Here is a 17,781-nt window from a genome sequence, read left to right as displayed (position 1 = left end):
GAAACGATGAGCCATTCCGCCCAAGACAATGACATCCTGCGTTACTACGAAGCCGAGATGCGCTATCTGCGCGATGCCGGCAAGGAGTTTGCGCAGGCGTTTCCGGACCGCGCCCGCATGCTCAACATCGATCGGGTCGGGGAGCGCGATCCCCATGTCGAGCGCCTGTTCGAGGGATTCGCGTTCCTGATGGGGCGGCTGCGGCAAAAGCTCGACGACGAATTGCCCGAGATGACGGAGGGCCTGGTGAGCATGCTGTGGCCGCATTACCTGCGGATGATCCCGTCGCTCTCGATCCTGGAACTGACGCCAGAGCCGGCCGGGCTGCATCGCCACGAAGTGCTGCCTGCCGGGCTGGAGGTGCTGTCCGATCCGATTGCCGTGGAGAACGGCCGCGACGGCACGGGCCAGGTCGAGTGCATCTACCGGACCACGCAGGCCGTCGATCTGTATCCGCTGCGGCTGACCGATGCCGGGATCGATACGCGCGAGGACGGACGCTCGGTCGTGCGGTTGCGGATGGCGTTTGAGGGGCCGGCCACGCGCGAGCCGTTCGAGGTGCCGCGCCTGCGGATATACCTGCATGCCGACCGGCCGCTGGCGTTGGCGATGCGGGCCGCGCTGACGGCGCCGCCGGTGGCGGTCCAGGTACGCGTCCCGGGGTTCCCTGCAGATCGGCCCGGTGCCGCGCAGCCCATGGCGGGGCTGCGCATCGAACCGGCGGGATTGGGTGCCGGCGAACGGCTCTGGCCGAAGCCGGACAATGCGTTCGGCGGCTACCAGCTGCTGCTGGAGTATTTCACGTTTCCCGAGAAGTTCATGTTCGTGGATCTGGTTGGCCTGGACTTGAAGGCGATCCCGCCCGGTGTCGATCACTTCGATGTCGAGGTTGTCCTGGAAAAGGCGTTGCCCGCCGACCTGCGGGTATCGGCCGACAACTTCCGGCTGTACTGCACGCCGGTCATCAACCTGTTCGAACTGGAGGCGGACCCCGTTTCCGTGACCCACCGGGAATCCGAGTATCGCGTGCGGGCCACCGAGCGGCACGGCTGGCACGTCGAAGTCTATTCGGTGGACACCGTGCGGGGCTTCGAGGCGGCGACGGGCGGGCGCTTCGAGTATGCGCCGTTCGCCGCGTTCCGTCATCGCGGCGGCATGTTGCGTCACGAGATGCCGGAACGGTACTTCCACACCCGCGTGCGGCGCGGGCCATCGGGCCGCTTCGATACGTGGCTCGTGCTGGGCGGCCATGCGTGGGAACAGCACGACAGCCTGCCCGAGGAGACGCTGTCGCTGTCGGTGACGGGCACCAATGGCATGCTGCCGCGCAAGGCGCTTGGACAGGCCGGCATCCGCCGCATGCGCAGCGGCTTTGCCCACGTCAGCGCGGTGCGGAACCTGACCGCCCCGACCTTGCCGGTCTATCCGCCGACGCGCGACAGGTTCCACTGGCGCGTGCTGTCGCATCTGGCGCCGAACTACCTGTCGCTGCTCGATGCCGAGATGCTGCGCGGGTCGCTGGCGCTCTATGACTGGACCGATGGCGAAATGAACCGGCGCCGGATCGGCGCCATCACCGCCGTGCAACACCGGCCGCTGCGCAAGCTGGTCAAGGGCGGTTTGCTGCGTGGCGTCGAAATCGCGGTCACGGTTGACCGGACCCGCTTTGCGGGCGATGGCGATCTGGCGCTGTTTGGCGACATGCTGCATGCGTTCCTGTCGCTCTACGCCACGCTGAACCTGTATACGCGCCTGGTAATCATCGCCCAGCCGGATGGCGCTCGGCTGGTTTGGCCCGATAGCAAGGCCGAAGGAGCGCCATTTTGAGGCAGGTCGAATCCCACGCGAAGGCCGGTGGACGGCTGCTGGCTGCGGTGCTGGCCAATGCGCCCCGGATGAATTTCCTACGCTTTTGCGAACTGATCGAGCTGGCGGCCCCCGATCACCCCCCTTTGGGCTCCACGAACCGGCTCGCCGATGATCCGGTGCGGTTCCGGTCTGCGGCGCAGCTTGGCTTTCCGGGACGCGAGATGGCGGCGGTCGAGCAGGATGCCGGCGGGCTGGGTGACGTGCCCACGGTGCGAACGACCTTTATCGGGCTATACGGCGTGGATGCGTTCATGCCATCGTATTTCGTCGATGAAATTGCGCAGCGTCGCGATGGGGCCGAGCCCCTGGCCGCGTTTCTGGACCTGTTCCATCACCGGATGGTCACCCAGTTCTACCGTGTGGCAAGCAAGTACCGGTATCCGGTTGGTTTCCGGCGCGAGGGGCGCGACAAGATTTCGCAATGTCTGTTGAGCCTGGTGGGCCTGGGCATCGGCGAGCCGGACGTACGACGAATCGTAGAAACGCCAAAGCTGTTGTCGATGCTGGGCCTCGCCGGCCAGCGGACACGCACGGCCGAGGGGTTGGCCGGCGTATTGCGGCACGCCGTGCCGGATACCTGGGTCAAGGTGGAGGAGTTTTACCCGGTTTGGGTTCGCCTCGATGACCCGCGCGACCAGGACGCGCAGCGCGCCCAGCCGCTTGGCGACCACTGCGTGCTGGGGCGCGGCTTCGTGGATCGGACCAATACCGTCCGCGTCGTACTGGTGCCGCAGACCGGCGAGGCGGTGCTCGGGCTGCTGCCGGGTGGGGCGATGCATCGCGCAGTGCTGGCGTTGCTGGGCTTCTATCTTGGATACACGGTCCAGGCGTGCCTGGAAATGCACGTGCAGCCCGCACTGATGCCCGCGCCCCGGCTCAATGCCGGGGATGCCAGGCTGGGCTACTCGATTCAGCTTCCGTGCGTCGAAGACGCGCAACGGCCCGCTACGGCTGGAGGCAGGCTGACCCGCGTGCAGCTTGGAACGTGGACGGGCCACCGAACCACGCACCATGGCATGCGCCCAGCGCAAGCCATTTCTTAACGTATGGGATAGGAGGCAGGGCACGATGCGATGTCTGAAGCGCAGTGCAATGGTCGCGCTGGCCAGCGCCGGGCTGGTTGGATGCGGAGTGGGGCAGGCGGTCAAGGACGGCACCGTGGACGCGGCGAAATGGGCGTTCACGAGCCAGGTGAAGACCATGAACATCGACCTCGCCGGCCGGGCGTCCGTGAATCCCGATGCCGCCGGCAAGTCGCTGTCGACGGTCGTGCGGTTCTATCAGCTCAAGGACGCGCAGCGGTTCGAGCAGTCGACCTACGAGCAACTGCAGGCCAATGACCTGGAATGGCTGAAGCCGGACCTGCTGGCCACGGGGGACGTGGTGCTGCGCCCGGGCGCAGCCGCCAGCATCAGCGAGCCGATGAAGGACGGCAGCGAATACGTTGGCGTGGTGGCGTTCTTCCGCGACACCGGCGGCGATGCGGTGTGGAAACTCGTCATCCCGCGAAAACAATGGAAGAAAAGCGATCCGGTCAGGATCGAGGTGCGTGGCAATACGCTCGAAATGACTTAGCAGCCGCTGAAACAGTGGGACAATAGCGGCCGATTTCCCCACCCGCACTGCCTCATGACCCCACCCCTGCCCGGGAGCTGGATTCCCGTCCGCAAGGATTTTGTCGATCCGTCCGCCACCCGCTGCCACGCGCGCAGCGCCCTGGGTGGCCGCCACCATGGCTTTCCGGAAGGCCATGCCTGGATCCTGCGCGGTCCCGATGGCCATGAATACCCGTTTGGTCTGGAATGCGCGCGCGCCGCGCTTGCCGTGCCGGGCATGCTCGACCAGGTGCCGGACTACACCGAACGCGACGCGGTCAAGCGCGTGGACGCCGCGTTTGCCGATCTGCCGCGCCGCAAGCCCACGGCGGCCGAACTGGAGCTGCAGCGCCGCAACTTCGCCACGCGATATGTGGTGCTGCGGATGGAAAAGGTGGCCGGCGTGCCGCGCGTGCAGCCGACCGTGCGGTTTCCAGCGCTGGAAGACCTGTACCAGCAGATCATGGCCGGCCGGCCGCTGACGCATGCCCAGGTGCAGCGCGTGCTGGCGATCGAACGCAGCGCCGCCACGCCGCCCAAGCTCAAGGCGCTGAACCTGCTCGATGTGTACACCGCGCACACCAAGCTGGAATGGCTGACGGCCAGCGCCAATCGCGAGGATCGCATACGTTTTCTGCGCAGCCTGCATGACTGGCTGGCCAGACATCTGGTGCTGTCCGCCGCGCAGATCGAGGCGGCCGGCATCGTCATGCATCCGCATGCGTTCCGTTCCGCCTGGCCGAAGGAAGGCGCGCCCGGCGGGCCGGGCGAACTGTTCTGAATCGCTCCTGCATCGGTCCTGAATCCGTTCCGAGGCCGTTCGCAGGCCGTTCGCAGGCCGTTCGCAGGCCGTTCGCAGGCCGTTCCGGCCCCCGCATGCAAGACGCTGGCATCGGACGGCCGATTGGCGTTACATTGGGCGTACCTTCACCCGGCCTAGGCCAACTCCCCGCCATGCCTGCCAGTCCGATGTCGCCCGTTGCGCGCCAGTTCGCGCGCAGCTATGCCGAAGCCCGCCAGAAGTTTCTCGATGCCGCCCATGGTTGCGGCGCCACGCTGACCGAATTTCCCCATCCGACCGAAGTGGGCCGTGACGGCGAGACGTTGGCCATGGACGTCGCCTGGCTCGGCGCATCCGACGCGACCCGCGTGCTGATGGTGACATCGGGCACGCACGGCGCCGAAGGCTACTGCGGATCGGGCGCCCAGGTGGCCATGCTGCACGATACCGCCCTGCATGCCGATTGCCGCCGCGCCGGCTGGGCGCTGATGTTCGTGCATGCCGTGAACCCCTATGGGTTCTCGCACCTGCGCCGCGTCAACGAGGACAACGTCGATCTGAATCGCAATTTCATGGATTTCGACCGGCCGCTGCCGCTGAACCCGGCCTATGCCGAAGTGGCGCCGCTGCTGCTGCCGGCACAATGGCCGCCGTCCTGCGACGCGCAAACGGCGTTGATGACGACCGTGGCCCAGAAGGGGATGGACTGGTATCAGGCTGCGGTCAGCGCGGGCCAGTACCAGGACGCCGCCGGCATGTTCTTCGGCGGCCACAAGGCCACTTGGAGCAATTACACGCTGCGGCGCATCCTGGCCCGGTTTGGCGCGGGCCGCACGGTGCTGCGCTGGATCGACGTGCATACCGGCCTGGGCCCGTGGGGCTATGGCGAACCGATCTACATGGGGCCGGACGCGCCCGAGCCGCTGGCCAGGACGCGTGCCATCTGGGGCCGCAGCGTCACATCAATCTACGACGGTTCGTCAACCTCGGCCAACCTGACGGGCCTGGCGTGGCAGGCGGTGCCACAGACCCTGCCGTCCATCGACTATGCCGGCATTGCGCTCGAATTCGGCACGCTGCCGCTGGCCGAAGTGCTGGACGCACTGCGCGGCGATCACTGGCTGTACTTGCATCCAGAGGCCGACGAGAACCAGCGCGCCCTGATCAAGCAGACGGTATGGAACGCATTCTATGGCGATACCGACGATTGGCGCGAGAGCGTGGTGGCGCAGGTGACCGACGCCGTGCGCAAGGCTCTCGCTTCCGCCCCGTAGCCGGCCACTGTCAGGGGCGTCGTTCGTCCGTCCCTGGAAAATGCCGATGCCCGACCGGACCTAGGCCCCGGCGTCGCTTTCCTCGATCAGCCATTGACGGAACGCTCGCGCCGCCGCCGGTTCGGCCCGGTCGCGCGGCCAGACCACGTAGTACCCGCCGCCCAGCGACGCACTGGCGTCGCAGGCGCGCACCAGCAGGCCCGCCGCCAGGCATCGGTCGATCATATGGCGCCACGCCAGCACGATGCCTTGGCCTTCGATGGCCATCTGCACCAGCACGGGGTAGGTATTGGCCACCAGCTCGCGCTCGAAGCGGGTTTCACGCAAGCCGTTGCGCGCGAACCAGGCCGGCCACGACATCCAGATGCGCTGGGCATCCTCCAGCACCAGCAGCGATTCCCTGGGCAGGTCCGACACCTTCAGCGCCCGTCCGCCCAGGTACGACGGCGCGCAGACCGGAAACACTTCCTCGTCGTAGAGACGCTGCGCGGCAATGCCGCTGGGCGCGCCTTCGCGCAGGTAATACAGGCCGACGTCGAAATCGGTGCCCGACAGCGACGCCAGGCTGTCGTTGACCACCAGCCGCACATGAAAATCCGGATGCCGGGCCCGGAAGGCTGCCAGGCGCGGCGTGAGCCAGAGCACGGCCACGCCGGAGGAGCAGGCCACGGTCAGTTCGACCTGGCCCTTGCGCTTCATCACGTCCTCGGTGGCTTCGGCGCAGCGCACCAGCAGCCGCTGCACCTGCTCGGCGTACTGCTGGCCGCTGACGGTCAGCCGCAACGCGCGCGGCTCGCGCACGAACAGCTTCTTGCCCAGGAATCGCTCAAGCTGGGCCACCTGGCGGCTGATGGCACTTTGCGTGAGATGGAGTTCGGCCGCGGCCTTGGTGAAACTGCCGTGCCGCATCGCGGATTCGAAAGCGACCAGGCAGGGCAATGGGGGAAGGGGGGTGATGCGCATCGGGGGCTTGTCATGGGCAGGTGACGATGCCAATGATAGTCGCAAGCCTTGTGCCAGAGGGGGGAGGACGGGGGCGTCTCGAGACGCGAGGGGCTCGATTTGCACTGCCGTGCCCGCTCCCCCGGCCCCTCTCCCATACATGGGAGAGGGGAGACAACCGGCAGGCATTGCAGCCCCCAACGGTTTGCTCCCCTCTCCCGCGTGCGGGAGAGGGGCGGGGGAGAGGGTGGGCTTTTCGTGGCCTCAAGCGTGATGGATCTTGCCCGCCTGCATCACCAGTTCGATGCGCGACGCGGGGCCGGCCAGTACCTCGATGTCCTGCAGCGGGTCGCCATCGACCACCAGCACGTCGGCGATCGCGCCGGCCTTGATCACGCCAAGCTCGCCGTCGCGCTGCAGGATCTCGGCGGCGATCGATGTGGCCGAGCGTACCGCCTCGGCGTTGCCCAGCAGTTCGGCGCGGATGCGGAATTCCTCGGACTGGTACTGGTGCATTTCGCCCAGCAGGTCGGAGCCGAAGCCCATCGGTACGCCGGCTTCGGCGTAGATGGCCAGCGAGTCGCGGCCGGCCTGGCGCACGGTTTCGATCTTGGCCACGGAGTCGGCTGGCAGCCCCAGGCGCGCGCCGTCGCGGGCCAGGGCGTCGTAGGTGATCAGCGTCGGCACCACGTAGGCGCCGTGCTCGCGCATCACGCGGGCGGCCGCCGCATCGACAAGGTTGCCATGCTCGATGGTGCGCACGCCGCAGCGAATCGCGCGGGTGATCGCCCGGCCCGTGTAGGCGTGGGCCATCACGTAAGTCTGCGCGGCCTCGGCCTCGGCCACGATGGCGCGGATCTCGTCTTCGCTGTACTGGGTGTTGCCGATGGGGTCGGTGGGCGATGCCACGCCGCCCGACGCCATGATCTTGATCTGCGTGGCGCCTTTCTGGATTTCCTCGCGCACGGCCAGCCGCACGGCGTCCACGCCGTCGGCCACGCGGGCGATCGCGCCGGCCCGGAACGCGCAAGAGCACGGCTCCAGCGTGTCCGAGCGCGGGCGGAAGTCGCCGTGGCCGCCCGTCTGCGACAGCGCCTTGCCGGACGGGAAGATGCGCGGGCCGGGGATCAGCCCCGTGGCCACGGCCTGCGACAGACCCCAGTCGGCGCCGCCGGCATCGCGCACGGTGGTGAAGCCGCGTTCCAGCATGCCGCGCATGATCGGCATGGCGCGGAACGCCACCAGCACGTTCGGCTGCACCGCATTCAGGCCCAGGTTGGCCAGCGACGCCAGCACGTGCACGTGCAGGTCGATCAGGCCCGGCATCACGGTCTTGCCAGTGACGTCGATCACGCGGGCCTGGGGCGCGTGGATCGGCGTGGCGCTGACGTCAACGATGCGCTCGCCGTCGATCAGCACATCATGGCGCGGCAGCAGCGCGCCGCGCACGGGGTCGAGGACGTTGCCGCCCTGAAGCAGGATCTGGGTCATCTTCAATTACTTCGATTGCAGGTAGGCGGGCTCGCGCACCAGGCGCGTGCCGCAGAAGCTGATGGCCGCCGCGATCATCACGTAGATGGCCGGGGCCATGGCGCTGCCCGTGCTGGCGATCAGCCACGTGATGAAGAACGACGCGAAGCCGCCGAAGATCGTCACGGCCAGGTTGTAGGCTACCGACAGGCCGGTGGACAGCACCTTGGCCGGGAACAGTTCGGCAAACGCGGCCAGGATCGGGCCTGTGTAGGCGGCAATCAGCACGCCGAAGACAATCTGGAACACCAGCAGCGAACCCAGCCCCGGCGCGTGGTTGATGTAGGCGAACATCGGCCAGGCCAGCACGAAGATCAGCGCGGCGGCGCCCGACAGCAGGCCGCGGCGGCCCAGGCGGTCGGCCATCATGCCGACGATGGGCGCGAAGACCATGATCGCCATGCCCCCGGCCATGCCGGCGATAAAGCCGGTCGATTGCGGCACCTTGAGCACCTTGACGGCGTAGGTCGGCATGTAGAACAGCAGCACGTAGGTGCACACCGTCCACAGGATCACCATCGAGAAGCTCGCGGCGGTCTGGCGCGGATAGTCGCGCAGCACTTCCTTCAGCGGCGAATCGGTCTTGTCGGTGGTCGCCTGGAACGTGGGCGTCTCTTCAAGGTTGTGACGGATATAGAAGCCGACCGGGCCGATGATCATGCCGATCAGGAACGGCAGGCGCCAGCCCCAGCTGTTGAGCGCCTCGGGGCTCAGCGACGCGGTGACGAAGGTGCCCACGGCGGCACCCAGCAGCACGGCCACGCCGATGCTGGCCTGGATCCAGCTTGAGTAGTAGGCACGCTGGCGCTCGGGCGCGTACTCGGTCAGGAACGCCGTGGCGCCGCCCATCTCGCCGCCGGCCGAGAAACCCTGCATCAGGCGCGCGATGACGATGAGCAGCGGGGCGAACACGCCGATCTGGTCGTAGGTGGGCGCGATGCCGATCAGCGTGGTGCCGGCGGCCATCAGCAGGATGGTCAGTGACAGCGCCGCCTTGCGGCCCACACGGTCGGCGTAGACGCCCAGGATGATGCCGCCCACGGGCCGCATGAAGAACCCCACGCCGAACGTGGCCACGGCCAGCAGCAGCGATGACAGGTCGTTTCCGGTGGGGAAGAACAGTTTGGCGATGATCACGGCGAAGAAGCTGTACACCGTGAAGTCGAACCATTCGAGGCCGTTGCCGATCACCGTGGCGATGATGGCGCGGCGGCGTTGACTGGCCCCGATCTGGGGCACGGTCTCCGCAAAGGCGGGGGCGCTGGCTTGCATGTCTCTCTCTCTCCCTGTTTGGCAGGACGCTGGGAAGCCCTTTTATGACGGGCTCTGGCCGATGGTAGGGGCGCCGCGGCAAGAGAGAGAAACGATATCTGCGCATGCTGGCATGACGCCAGCGCATGCGCGGCCTGCGCTGGCGTCGGGCTAGGCGGTGCTGTTGACGCGCGTCAGGGCACCCGTCACGCCGTGCGCGCACAGCAGTTCCAGCTGCGTGGCCACGCTGTCCACGAACACCGCCGACTGGCCCAGGTCGCCAAACACGGGCGCAAAGCCGGCGATGGTCCGTACGCGCGTCTGCTCGCGTGTGCGGGCATCGAACAGTTTTTCGGTCTGGCGCGCGGCGTCGGCCATCACGGCGGCCAGCGGCTGCGCCAGCGGGTCTTCGATCGGGAAGGCATTGCCGGCCTCGTCGTAGCCGCGCAGGAAGTGCAGCCACGCGGCCACACCCAGCGCCAGGCGCGGAAACGGCTGGCCGGCGGCAATGCGGTCGCGGATCGGCGCCAGCAGCCGCTGCGGGATCTTCTGCGACCCGTCCATGGCGATCTGGCGCGTGCGGTGCCCCAGCGCCGGGTTCGTGAAGCGCGGCAGCAGGCTGGCGCGATAGGCGTCCACGTCGAGCCCCGGCAGCGGCGGCAGCGTGGGCTGGGTTTCGCGCGCCATGGTGTCCGAAATGAACGCGTGCACGGCGGGCTGGGCGATCACACGGTCGGTGGTGGCCCAGCCGGCCAGCACGCCCAGGTACGCCATCATCGACTGGCTGCCGTTGACCAGCCGGTGCTTGAGCACCTCGAACGGCCGGGCCTCGGCCACGAACTGGGCGCCGCCGGCTTCCCATGCGGGGCGGCCCGCCGCGAAGCGGTCCTCGATCACCCACTGGAAAAAAGGCTCGCCCACCACGGGCCACGCGTCGTACAGGCCCAGCGCCGACGAGACATGCGCCACGTCGTCGATGGTGGTCTTGGGCACGATGCGGTCCACCATCGTGTTGGGGAACGTGCAGCGCGCCGCCACCCAGTCGTGCAGCGCCGGGTCGATCTCTGCGCAGAAGGCCAGCAGCACGCGGCGCAGCGTATCGCCATTGCTGGCGAGGTTGTCGCACGACAGCAGCGTGACCGGGCCCAGGCCGCGCTGCATGCGCCGCTGCAGGCCCAGCGCCAGGTAGCCGATGGCGGTCACGGGGTGCGATACGGCGGACAGATCCTCGACGATGTCGCGGTCGGCCCGGTTCAACTCGCCGGTGGCGGGATCGTGGCAATAGCCTTTCTCGGTGACGGTCAGGCTGACGATGCGGGTGTCGCGATGGGCGATGCGGTCCAGCACGATCTCGGGGTCTTCCTCGGCCACCAGCACGCCGAGCACGGCCCCGATGACCTGCAGCGTTTCGGCGGTGGCGCTGCGCAGGGCCAGCGTGTACAGGCCTTCCTGCGGCTTGAGTGCGTCGCGCGTGTCGGGCCGGCGCAGCGACACGCCGATGATGCCCCAGCGCAGTCCGTCTTCCCCCATGGCCGCGATGGCGGCTTCGGTGATCTCGGCCTGGTGGCCGCGATGGAAGGCGCCGATCCCCAGGTGAACGATGCCCGCCCGCAGGGCGTCGCGCGCATAGCCGGGACGCCGCACGTCGGGCGGCAGCGCGCCGAGCCGCGCAGGATGCAGACGCGGCAGCTGTTCGATATCGCTCATCGTGGTCTCCTTGTCAGGCCTTGCGCTCAACCTTGATCGCCACCCGCCGCGCTACCAGTGCCACAGCGTGCCGTCGTGCGCCAGCCGGTTCACCGGCAGGTAGGCGCGCTGGTACGGATACTTCGCGGCCAGCGTCTCGTCGATGTCCACGCCGTGGCCCGGTGCGTCGCCGGGGTACATCATGCCGTCCTGAAACGTGTACGCGTGCGGGAATACGGCGTCGGTCTCCTCGGTATGGCGCATGTATTCCTGGATGCCGAAGTTGGGCACCCAGATATCGAAATGCAGTGCCGCCCCCATGCAGGCCGGTGACAGGTCCGTCGCGCCATGGCAGCCCGTGCGCACCTGGTGCAGTGCCGCGAAGTCGGCAATACGGCGCAAATGGGTGATGCCGCCGGCATGCACGACCGTGGCTCGAATATAGTCGATCAGCTGTTCCTCCAGCAGGGCCTTGCAGTCCCAGATGCTGTTGAAAATCTCGCCCACGGCCAGCGGCGTGACCGTGTGCTGGCGGATCAGCCGGAACGCGCGCTGGTCTTCGGCCGGCGTGGCGTCTTCCATCCAGAACAGCCGGAACGGCTCCAGCGACTTGCCCAGCCGGCCCGCTTCGATCGGCGTCAGCCGGTGGTGCACGTCGTGCAGGAGGTGGATGTCGGGGCCCACCGCTTCGCGCACCTTGTCGAACAGCTTCGGCGTGTGGTCCAGGTAGCGTTCGGTGCTCCAGTCGTGTTCGGAGGGCAGGTTGGCGTCGGCCGGCTCGTAGAACAGCCGGTCGCGCGACACCCCATACACCTTGTTCAGCCCCGGCACGCCGGACTGCGCGCGAATCGCCTTGTAGCCCATTTCCTTGTAGCGCAGCACCTCTTCCACGGTGTGGCCGATGTCGCTGCCGTTGGCGTGGCCGTAGACCATCACCCCGGTCCGGCTCTTGCCGCCCAGCAACTGGTACAGCGGCAGATTGGCGGCCTTGGCCTTGATGTCCCACAGCGCCGTGTCCACGGCGGCAATCGCACTCATCGTCACCGGGCCGCGCCGCCAGTAGGCGCCGCGGTACAGGTATTGCCAGATGTCCTCGATCTGGTGCGCGTCGCGCCCGATCAGGCACGGGACGACGTGGTCTTCCAGATAGCTGGCCACGGCCAGTTCGCGCCCGTTGAGCGTGGCGTCGCCGATGCCGGTCAGCCCCTGGTCGGTTTCGATCTTGAGCGTGACGAAGTTGCGTCCCGGGCAGCAGACGATAACGCGTGCGTTGGTGATCTTCATGCAGGTCTCCGGCAATGCGGGGGGTGGGTTACATCACGGCGCCAAGCGCCCAGGGCACGAATTCGTTCTGGCCGTAGCCGTGCTGCTCGCTGCGGGTGCGGCGGCCCGAGGCGGTTTCCAGCATCAGCCGGAAGATGGCCGCGCCCTTGTCGGCGATGGTCGATTCGCCTTCCAGGATGTCGCCGCAGTTGATGTCGATATCCTCCGACTGGCGCTGCCACAGCGCATTGTTGGTGGACAGCTTCAGTGACGGCGACGGCGCGCAGCCATAGGCCGATCCCCGGCCCGTGGTGAAGCAGATCAGGTTGGCGCCGCCCGCCACCTGGCCCGTGGCCGACACGGGGTCGTAGCCCGGGGTGTCCATGAAGACCAGCCCGTGCGCGCGCACCGGTTCGGCAAATTCGTAGACATCCACCAGATTGGTGGTGCCGCTCTTGGCCACGGCGCCCAGCGACTTTTCCAGGATGGTGGTCAGCCCGCCGGCCTTGTTGCCGGCCGACGGGTTGTTGTCCATGCTGCCGGCGTTGCGGGCGGTGTAGGCCTCCCACCAGCGGATGCGGGCAATCAGCCGGTCGGCCACCGCCGCCGACACCGCGCGGCGCGTCAGCAGGTGCTCGGCGCCGTAGATCTCGGGCGTTTCCGACAGGATCGCCGTGCCGCCCTGCGCCACGAGCAGGTCCACGGCCGCCCCAAGCGCCGGATTGGCGGTAATGCCCGAATAGCCGTCGGAGCCGCCGCACTGCAGCCCCACCATCAGGTGGCTGGCCGGTACCGGCTGGCGTGTGACGCGGTTGGCGTCTTCCAGCAGCGCCTGCACCACGCCCACGCCGCGCGCGACGGTCCTGGCCGTGCCGCCGGTGTCCTGGATGTTGAAGCTGTGAAAGCGCGGCCCCTCGGCCAGCGCCGACAGGCCCGGCTCGGCCAGCAGCGCATCGATCTGGTTGGTCTCGCAGCCCAGGCCCACCACCAGCACCGCCGCAAAGTTCGGATGCCGGGCGTAGCCGGCCAGGGTGCGGCGCAGCACGCGCAGGTTTTCGCCGTCGCTGTCGGTGGCGCAGCCCGCGCCGTGCGTCAGCGCCACCACGCCGTCCACATTGGGATAGGGCGCCAGCGCCTCGGGGTGGATCTCGCGCCGGAAATGGTCCGCAATGGCACGTGCCACCGTGGCCGAGCAGTTCACCGAGGTCAGGATGCCGATGTAGTTGCGCGTGGCGATCCGGCCATCGGCCCGCACGATGCCGTCGAACGTGGCCGGGGCGGTGGCCTTCGCCGTGTCGTGGACGTCGCTGCCGGCCGCGTAGTCGCGCGCGAAGTCGCCCATGGCCAGGTTGTGGGTATGCACATGCTGGCCCGGCGCGATGGCCTGCCGCGCGAAGCCGATGATCTGGTTGTAGCGCCGCACGGGCGCGCCTTCGGCAATGGCGCGCACGGCCACCTTGTGGCCCGGCGGCACCAGGCTGGCCACGGTGACGCCCTCCTGGTGCAGCACCGTACCGGGCAACAGCTGGCGGCACGCGATGACGATATCGTCGGCGGGATGGATCCGGATGACAGCCGGTGCGGACATGCGTGCGCCTCCCGTGGGTCAGTTGGACCAGCCGCCGTCGATCACCTGGGCGGTGCCGGTGGTGAAGGCCGATTCGTCCGATGCCAGATACACGGCCAGCGCGGCGATCTCGGCAGGCGTGCCGATGCGGCCCATCGGCTGGCGGGCAATGAAATCGGCTTCCACCTGCGCCAGCGTGCGGCCACTGGCGGCGGCCTGGTTGCCGATACGCTGGCGTAGCGACGGCGATTCCACCGTGCCAGGACAGATCGCATTGCAGCGGATGCCGCGCGTGATGTAGTCGGCGGCCACGGCCTTGGTCATGCCGATCACGGCAGCCTTCGAGGCGCCATAGACAAAGCGGTTCGGCGCGCCCTTGATGCTGCCGGCCACCGAGGCCATGTTGATGATCGACCCGCCGCCCGCGTCGAGCATGGCCGGCAGGAATGCGCGCATCATGCGATACATGGCGCGGACGTTCAGGTTCATCGAAAAGTCGAAGGCGGCCTCGTCGCAGTCCAGGATGGTGCCGTGGTGGACAAAGCCGGCGCCATTGAACAGCACGTGGATGCGGCCGATCTCGCGTGCGGCGGTGTCCACGGCCGCGCCGTCGGTGACGTCGAGCCGCAGCGTCCGGCAGCCGGGCAGGGCAGCCAGCGTCGCCAGGGGTTCGGGATTGATGTCGGCGGCGATGACCTGGGCGCCTTCGCGCAGGAACGCTTCGGCCGTGGCCCGGCCGATGCCCTGGCCGGCGGCCGTTACCAGCGCGATCTTGCCGGTGAGTCGTTGCGACATGGATGGCTCCTTATCGGTTCAAGCGGGTTTGTGTTGTCAGTCTTGCCGGCCAGGTCAGGAAACGGTGGCACGCGCCCTGGCGCGGCGATCGATGGCGGCCCAGTCCCAGTCGATGCCAAGCCCCGGCGACGCAGGCGGCACGGCGTGGCCATCGGCAAACGCCACGCGGCTGTGCGTGATGGCATCGAGCTGCGGGATGTACTCGACCCACGGGGCGTTCGGCACCGCCGCGCAGAGCGACACATGCAGCTCCATCAGGAAGTGCGGGCAGATCGGGACGTTGCAGGCCTCAGCCAGGTGCGCCACCTTGAGCCACGGCGTGATGCCGCCCACGCGCGCCACATCGGCCTGCACGACCGAACAGGCGCCCTGGCGCAGGTAGTCGGCGAACTGGCCAGCGGAATAGAGCGATTCGCCCACGGCAATCGGCAGGGAGGTGGCGGCGGCAAGCCGGACGTGGCCGGACAGGTCGTCGGCCGGCAGCGGCTCCTCGAACCATGACAGGCCCAGGCCTTCATAGTGGGGCGCGCGCCGGATGGCCTCGCCCGACGTGAAGCACTGGTTGGCGTCGATCATCAACGCGAAATGGTTGCCCACGGCTTCGCGCACCGCGTAAAGACGGTCGAGATCCTCGGCCAGATGCGGCTTGCCAACCTTGAGCTTGACCCCCTGGAAGCCCGCCTGCCTTGCCGCCAGCGTGGCCTGGACCAGTTCGGCGGGCGACAGGTGCAGCCAGCCGCCTTCGGTGGAATACATCGGCACGCGCTGCTGCGCACCGCCGGCGGCGAGCCACAGCGGCTGGCCGTCGCGGCGGCAGCGCCAGTCCCACAGCGCCGTGTCGATGGCCGCCAGCGCCAGGCTGGTGATGGCGCCCACCGAGGTGGCGTGGGTGCTGAACAGCAGGTCGCGCCAGATCTGCTCGATGCGGGCCGGGTCGCGGCCGATCAGCTGCGGCGCCAGGTGGTCGCGCAGCAGCGCCATGACCGACGAGCCGCCTGTGCCGATCGTATAGCTGTAGCCCGTGCCCTCGCTGCCGTCGTCGCAGCGCACGCGCACCATCGGCGTTTCCTGGGTGACGAACGACTGGATCGCATCGGAGCGCGCAACGGGGGGTGGCAGATCGACCTGCAGCAGTTCAACGTGCGTGATCGTCGTCATTTGCTGCCTACCAGGTTGGGCAGCCACAGCGTGATCTCGGGCACGTAGGTGATGGCAATCAGCGTCAGGAACAGCGGGATCAGCCACGGCAGGATGGCCACCGTGGTGCGCTCCACCGACAGCCTGGCCACGCGCGCCAGCACGAACAGCACCATGCCCAGCGGCGGGTGCAGCAGGCCGATCATCAGGTTCAGGGTCATGATCAGGCCGAAGTGGATCGGGTCGATGCCGAGCTTGAGCACGATGGGCAGCAGGATCGGCACCAGGATCGTGATGGCCGCCGTGGTGTCGATAAAGCAGCCGACGATCAGGATCAGCACGTTGGCCAGCAGCAGGAATACCCACTTGTTGTGCGTGAAGCCCAGGATGGCGTCGGTCAGCGCCTGCGCGGCCTGGCTCGTGGTCAGCAGCCAGGCGAAGATCGACGCCGCCGTGACGATGAACAGCACCGACGCGGTGGTTTCCACCGTATCGAGCGTGGCGCGGGCCAGTGCCCGCAGCGTCATCGACCGGTAGCGCACCAGGCCCAGGAACAGGGCCCAGATGACCGCCGCCACGGCTGCCTCGGTGGGCGTGAACCAGCCCAGCGTCATGCCGCCGATCAGGATCACGGGCGCCATCAGCGCCATCACGGCCGAGAAGTCGAAGTACCAGTCCAGCGCCAGCAGCACCACCAGGGCAATCATCGCCGCCATGTTGGTCGACATGCCGGCCGACACGGCCAGCCAGATCGCCATCGGGAAGGCCAGCACCACGATGATCTCCACCGTGGCCGAGCCGAGCAGCTTCCACGAGAACGCCGTGTCGCCGCCCCAGCCGCGCCGGTGCGCGATCCACGCCACGGTGGCCATCATGAACAGCGTCAGCACCAGCCCCGGCACGATGCCGGCCAGGAACAGCGAGCCGATGGACACGTTGGCCATCATCCCGTAGATCACGAACGGCAGCGACGGCGGGATGATCGGGCCCAGCGTGGCCGATGCCGCCGTCACGCCCACGGCGAATTCGGTCTCGTAGCCGTGGTCCTTCATCGCCTTGATCTCGATGGTGCCCAGGCCGGCCGCATCGGCAATGGCCGTGCCGCTCATCCCCGAGAAGATCACCGAGCCGATGATATTGACGTGGCCCAGGCCGCCGCGCATCCAGCCCACCAGCGCCACCGCGAAGTTGTAGATGCGGCCCGTGATGCCGGCCACGTTCATCAGGTTGCCGGCCAGGATGAAGAACGGCACGGCCAGCAGCGGAAAGCTCTCCACGCCGGCGATCATGCGCTGGGCCAGGATCACGTCGGGCACGGTGCCGCTGGCCCAGATATAGAACAGCGAGGCCAGCGCCATCGACACGGCCACCGGCATGCCCACCAGCATCAGCAGCAGGAACGAAGCAATCAGGATCCACATGCCCGGGCTCCTTAGTCGTCAAACGATTCGAAGGCTTCCGGGCGTTCCAGAATCGAATAGCCGTTTCGCCAGTTTTGCCAGGTCACCTGGATCGAGCGTCCCAGCATCAGCACAAAGCCGAGCAGCGCCGCCCAGTACACATGGTTCTTGTTCCAGTCGATGGTGGTCATCGGCTCGTCGCCCACGATGCCGATGTACTTCCAGACCAGCCACGCGGCGTAGCCCAGGAACGCCGTGCGCAGCACGTCGACCAGCGTGGACAGCACGCGCGCCGGGCCATGCGGCAGGTAGCGATAGATCAGGTCCACCTGGATATGCCGGCTCTTGCGCACGCACATCGACGCGCCGATGAAGACCACGCCGATCAGGCAGTAGGTGGCCAGTTCCTCGGTCCAGGCCAGCGAATCGTTCATCACGTAGCGCGTGAAGAACTGCATGAAGACCAGCAGCGTCATGATCCAGAACAGGCCCACGGTGAACCAGTCCTCCGCGGCGTAGCCGGACAGGTCCACCGGCTGCGCATCCGCATCCTCGAAGGTCTGGACGATTTCCTCGACGGACGTCATGTGCGGCGTGCCTTCGGCGGGCGGGGCGTCCGTGGCCCGGTCGGGCAAGGCTTGGGAGCGCAATTCCATTGGAAGTCTCCGGTTCCTGTGGTGGTTTTTCTCCC

15 protein-coding genes are annotated in these 17,781 nt (G+C 67.8%); 5 read left to right on the top strand and 10 right to left on the bottom strand.

Features of this window, described 5'->3' with window-relative positions; all coding sequences use genetic code 11:
- The first annotated feature begins 6 nt into the window (after window positions 1-6).
- From tssF to D9X30_RS25220, 5 genes are all read left to right on the top strand, one after another.
- Entirely contained in the window at window positions 7-1,827 is a 1,821-nt protein-coding gene (gene tssF, locus D9X30_RS25240) for a type VI secretion system baseplate subunit TssF (protein ID WP_153947821.1), read from the top strand.
- A 68-nt stretch (window positions 1,828-1,895) separates the two neighbouring features.
- Window positions 1,896-2,912: a type VI secretion system baseplate subunit TssG gene (gene tssG, locus D9X30_RS25235; protein WP_153947859.1), complete on the top strand. Its 1,017-nt coding sequence runs from the start codon at window positions 1,896-1,898 to the stop codon at window positions 2,910-2,912.
- Between the two features lie 25 nt (window positions 2,913-2,937).
- Window positions 2,938-3,444, top strand: a complete 507-nt coding sequence (gene tssJ, locus D9X30_RS25230; RefSeq protein ID WP_153947820.1) for a type VI secretion system lipoprotein TssJ — start codon at window positions 2,938-2,940, stop codon at window positions 3,442-3,444.
- Window positions 3,445-3,498: 54 nt separating this feature from the next.
- Complete coding sequence (locus D9X30_RS25225; protein ID WP_153947819.1) at window positions 3,499-4,245, top strand: interleukin-6 family cytokine; 747 nt, start codon at window positions 3,499-3,501, stop codon at window positions 4,243-4,245.
- 173 nt (window positions 4,246-4,418) lie between these two features.
- Window positions 4,419-5,519, top strand: a complete 1,101-nt coding sequence (locus D9X30_RS25220) for a M14 family metallopeptidase (RefSeq protein WP_228770895.1) — start codon at window positions 4,419-4,421, stop codon at window positions 5,517-5,519.
- 60 nt (window positions 5,520-5,579) lie between these two features.
- Here the strand turns inward: D9X30_RS25220 and D9X30_RS25215 are convergent, their stop codons facing one another.
- The 10 genes from D9X30_RS25215 to D9X30_RS25170 form a co-directional block, all read right to left on the bottom strand.
- Window positions 5,580-6,482, bottom strand: coding sequence for a LysR substrate-binding domain-containing protein (locus D9X30_RS25215; protein ID WP_153947818.1), 903 nt, complete (start codon window positions 6,480-6,482; stop codon window positions 5,580-5,582).
- 243 nt (window positions 6,483-6,725) lie between these two features.
- Entirely contained in the window at window positions 6,726-7,952 is a 1,227-nt protein-coding gene (locus D9X30_RS25210; RefSeq protein WP_153947817.1) for a metal-dependent hydrolase family protein, read from the bottom strand.
- Between the two features lie 6 nt (window positions 7,953-7,958).
- Window positions 7,959-9,263: an MFS transporter gene (locus D9X30_RS25205; protein ID WP_153947816.1), complete on the bottom strand. Its 1,305-nt coding sequence runs from the start codon at window positions 9,261-9,263 to the stop codon at window positions 7,959-7,961.
- A gap of 150 nt (window positions 9,264-9,413) precedes the next feature.
- Window positions 9,414-10,949, bottom strand: coding sequence for a mannitol dehydrogenase family protein (locus D9X30_RS25200; RefSeq protein ID WP_153947815.1), 1,536 nt, complete (start codon window positions 10,947-10,949; stop codon window positions 9,414-9,416).
- Window positions 10,950-11,000: 51 nt separating this feature from the next.
- The gene (manD, locus tag D9X30_RS25195; protein ID WP_153947814.1) at window positions 11,001-12,212 is read right to left on the bottom strand and encodes a D-mannonate dehydratase ManD; all 1,212 of its coding nucleotides are present in this window, start codon (window positions 12,210-12,212) and stop codon (window positions 11,001-11,003) included.
- Window positions 12,213-12,240: 28 nt separating this feature from the next.
- Window positions 12,241-13,779, bottom strand: coding sequence for a UxaA family hydrolase (locus D9X30_RS25190; RefSeq protein WP_153947813.1), 1,539 nt, complete (start codon window positions 13,777-13,779; stop codon window positions 12,241-12,243).
- Between the two features lie 18 nt (window positions 13,780-13,797).
- Window positions 13,798-14,553, bottom strand: coding sequence for an SDR family oxidoreductase (locus D9X30_RS25185; protein ID WP_153947812.1), 756 nt, complete (start codon window positions 14,551-14,553; stop codon window positions 13,798-13,800).
- Between the two features lie 54 nt (window positions 14,554-14,607).
- The gene (locus D9X30_RS25180) at window positions 14,608-15,711 is read right to left on the bottom strand and encodes a mandelate racemase/muconate lactonizing enzyme family protein (protein WP_153947811.1); all 1,104 of its coding nucleotides are present in this window, start codon (window positions 15,709-15,711) and stop codon (window positions 14,608-14,610) included.
- A complete protein-coding gene (locus tag D9X30_RS25175) occupies window positions 15,708-17,111 on the bottom strand; it encodes a TRAP transporter large permease (RefSeq protein ID WP_153947810.1) in 1,404 nt (467 codons plus the stop codon). The genes D9X30_RS25180 and D9X30_RS25175 overlap by 4 nt, the downstream gene beginning before the upstream one ends.
- Before the next feature lie 11 nt (window positions 17,112-17,122).
- Window positions 17,123-17,746, bottom strand: a complete 624-nt coding sequence (locus tag D9X30_RS25170) for a TRAP transporter small permease (RefSeq protein ID WP_153947809.1) — start codon at window positions 17,744-17,746, stop codon at window positions 17,123-17,125.
- Window positions 17,747-17,781 lie beyond the last annotated feature (35 nt).

Origin of the sequence: Cupriavidus sp. U2 (assembly GCF_009663685.2) — a bacterium.
GTDB lineage: Bacteria > Pseudomonadota > Gammaproteobacteria > Burkholderiales > Burkholderiaceae > Cupriavidus > Cupriavidus necator_C.
The sequence above is the reverse complement of the archived record's forward strand: the minus strand, read 5'-3'. Positions and strand labels throughout refer to the sequence as shown.

Excerpts from the sequence above, each read along its gene's own strand:
- D9X30_RS25175 (WP_153947810.1), bottom strand. The coding sequence starts at position 17,111 with ATGTGGATCCTGATTGCTTCGTTCCTGCTGCTGATGCTGGTGGGCATG.
- D9X30_RS25200 (WP_153947815.1), bottom strand. The coding sequence starts at position 10,949 with ATGAGCGATATCGAACAGCTGCCGCGTCTGCATCCTGCGCGGCTCGGC.
- D9X30_RS25215 (WP_153947818.1), bottom strand. The coding sequence starts at position 6,482 with ATGCGCATCACCCCCCTTCCCCCATTGCCCTGCCTGGTCGCTTTCGAA.
- D9X30_RS25210 (WP_153947817.1), bottom strand. The coding sequence starts at position 7,952 with ATGACCCAGATCCTGCTTCAGGGCGGCAACGTCCTCGACCCCGTGCGC.
- D9X30_RS25190 (WP_153947813.1), bottom strand. The coding sequence starts at position 13,779 with ATGTCCGCACCGGCTGTCATCCGGATCCATCCCGCCGACGATATCGTC.
- D9X30_RS25220 (WP_228770895.1), top strand. The coding sequence starts at position 4,419 with ATGCCTGCCAGTCCGATGTCGCCCGTTGCGCGCCAGTTCGCGCGCAGC.
- D9X30_RS25205 (WP_153947816.1), bottom strand. The coding sequence starts at position 9,263 with ATGCAAGCCAGCGCCCCCGCCTTTGCGGAGACCGTGCCCCAGATCGGG.
- D9X30_RS25185 (WP_153947812.1), bottom strand. The coding sequence starts at position 14,553 with ATGTCGCAACGACTCACCGGCAAGATCGCGCTGGTAACGGCCGCCGGC.
- manD (WP_153947814.1), bottom strand. The coding sequence starts at position 12,212 with ATGAAGATCACCAACGCACGCGTTATCGTCTGCTGCCCGGGACGCAAC.
- tssF (WP_153947821.1), top strand. The coding sequence starts at position 7 with ATGAGCCATTCCGCCCAAGACAATGACATCCTGCGTTACTACGAAGCC.
- D9X30_RS25170 (WP_153947809.1), bottom strand. The coding sequence starts at position 17,746 with ATGGAATTGCGCTCCCAAGCCTTGCCCGACCGGGCCACGGACGCCCCG.
- D9X30_RS25225 (WP_153947819.1), top strand. The coding sequence starts at position 3,499 with ATGACCCCACCCCTGCCCGGGAGCTGGATTCCCGTCCGCAAGGATTTT.
- D9X30_RS25180 (WP_153947811.1), bottom strand. The coding sequence starts at position 15,711 with ATGACGACGATCACGCACGTTGAACTGCTGCAGGTCGATCTGCCACCC.
- tssJ (WP_153947820.1), top strand. The coding sequence starts at position 2,938 with ATGCGATGTCTGAAGCGCAGTGCAATGGTCGCGCTGGCCAGCGCCGGG.
- tssG (WP_153947859.1), top strand. The coding sequence starts at position 1,896 with ATGAATTTCCTACGCTTTTGCGAACTGATCGAGCTGGCGGCCCCCGAT.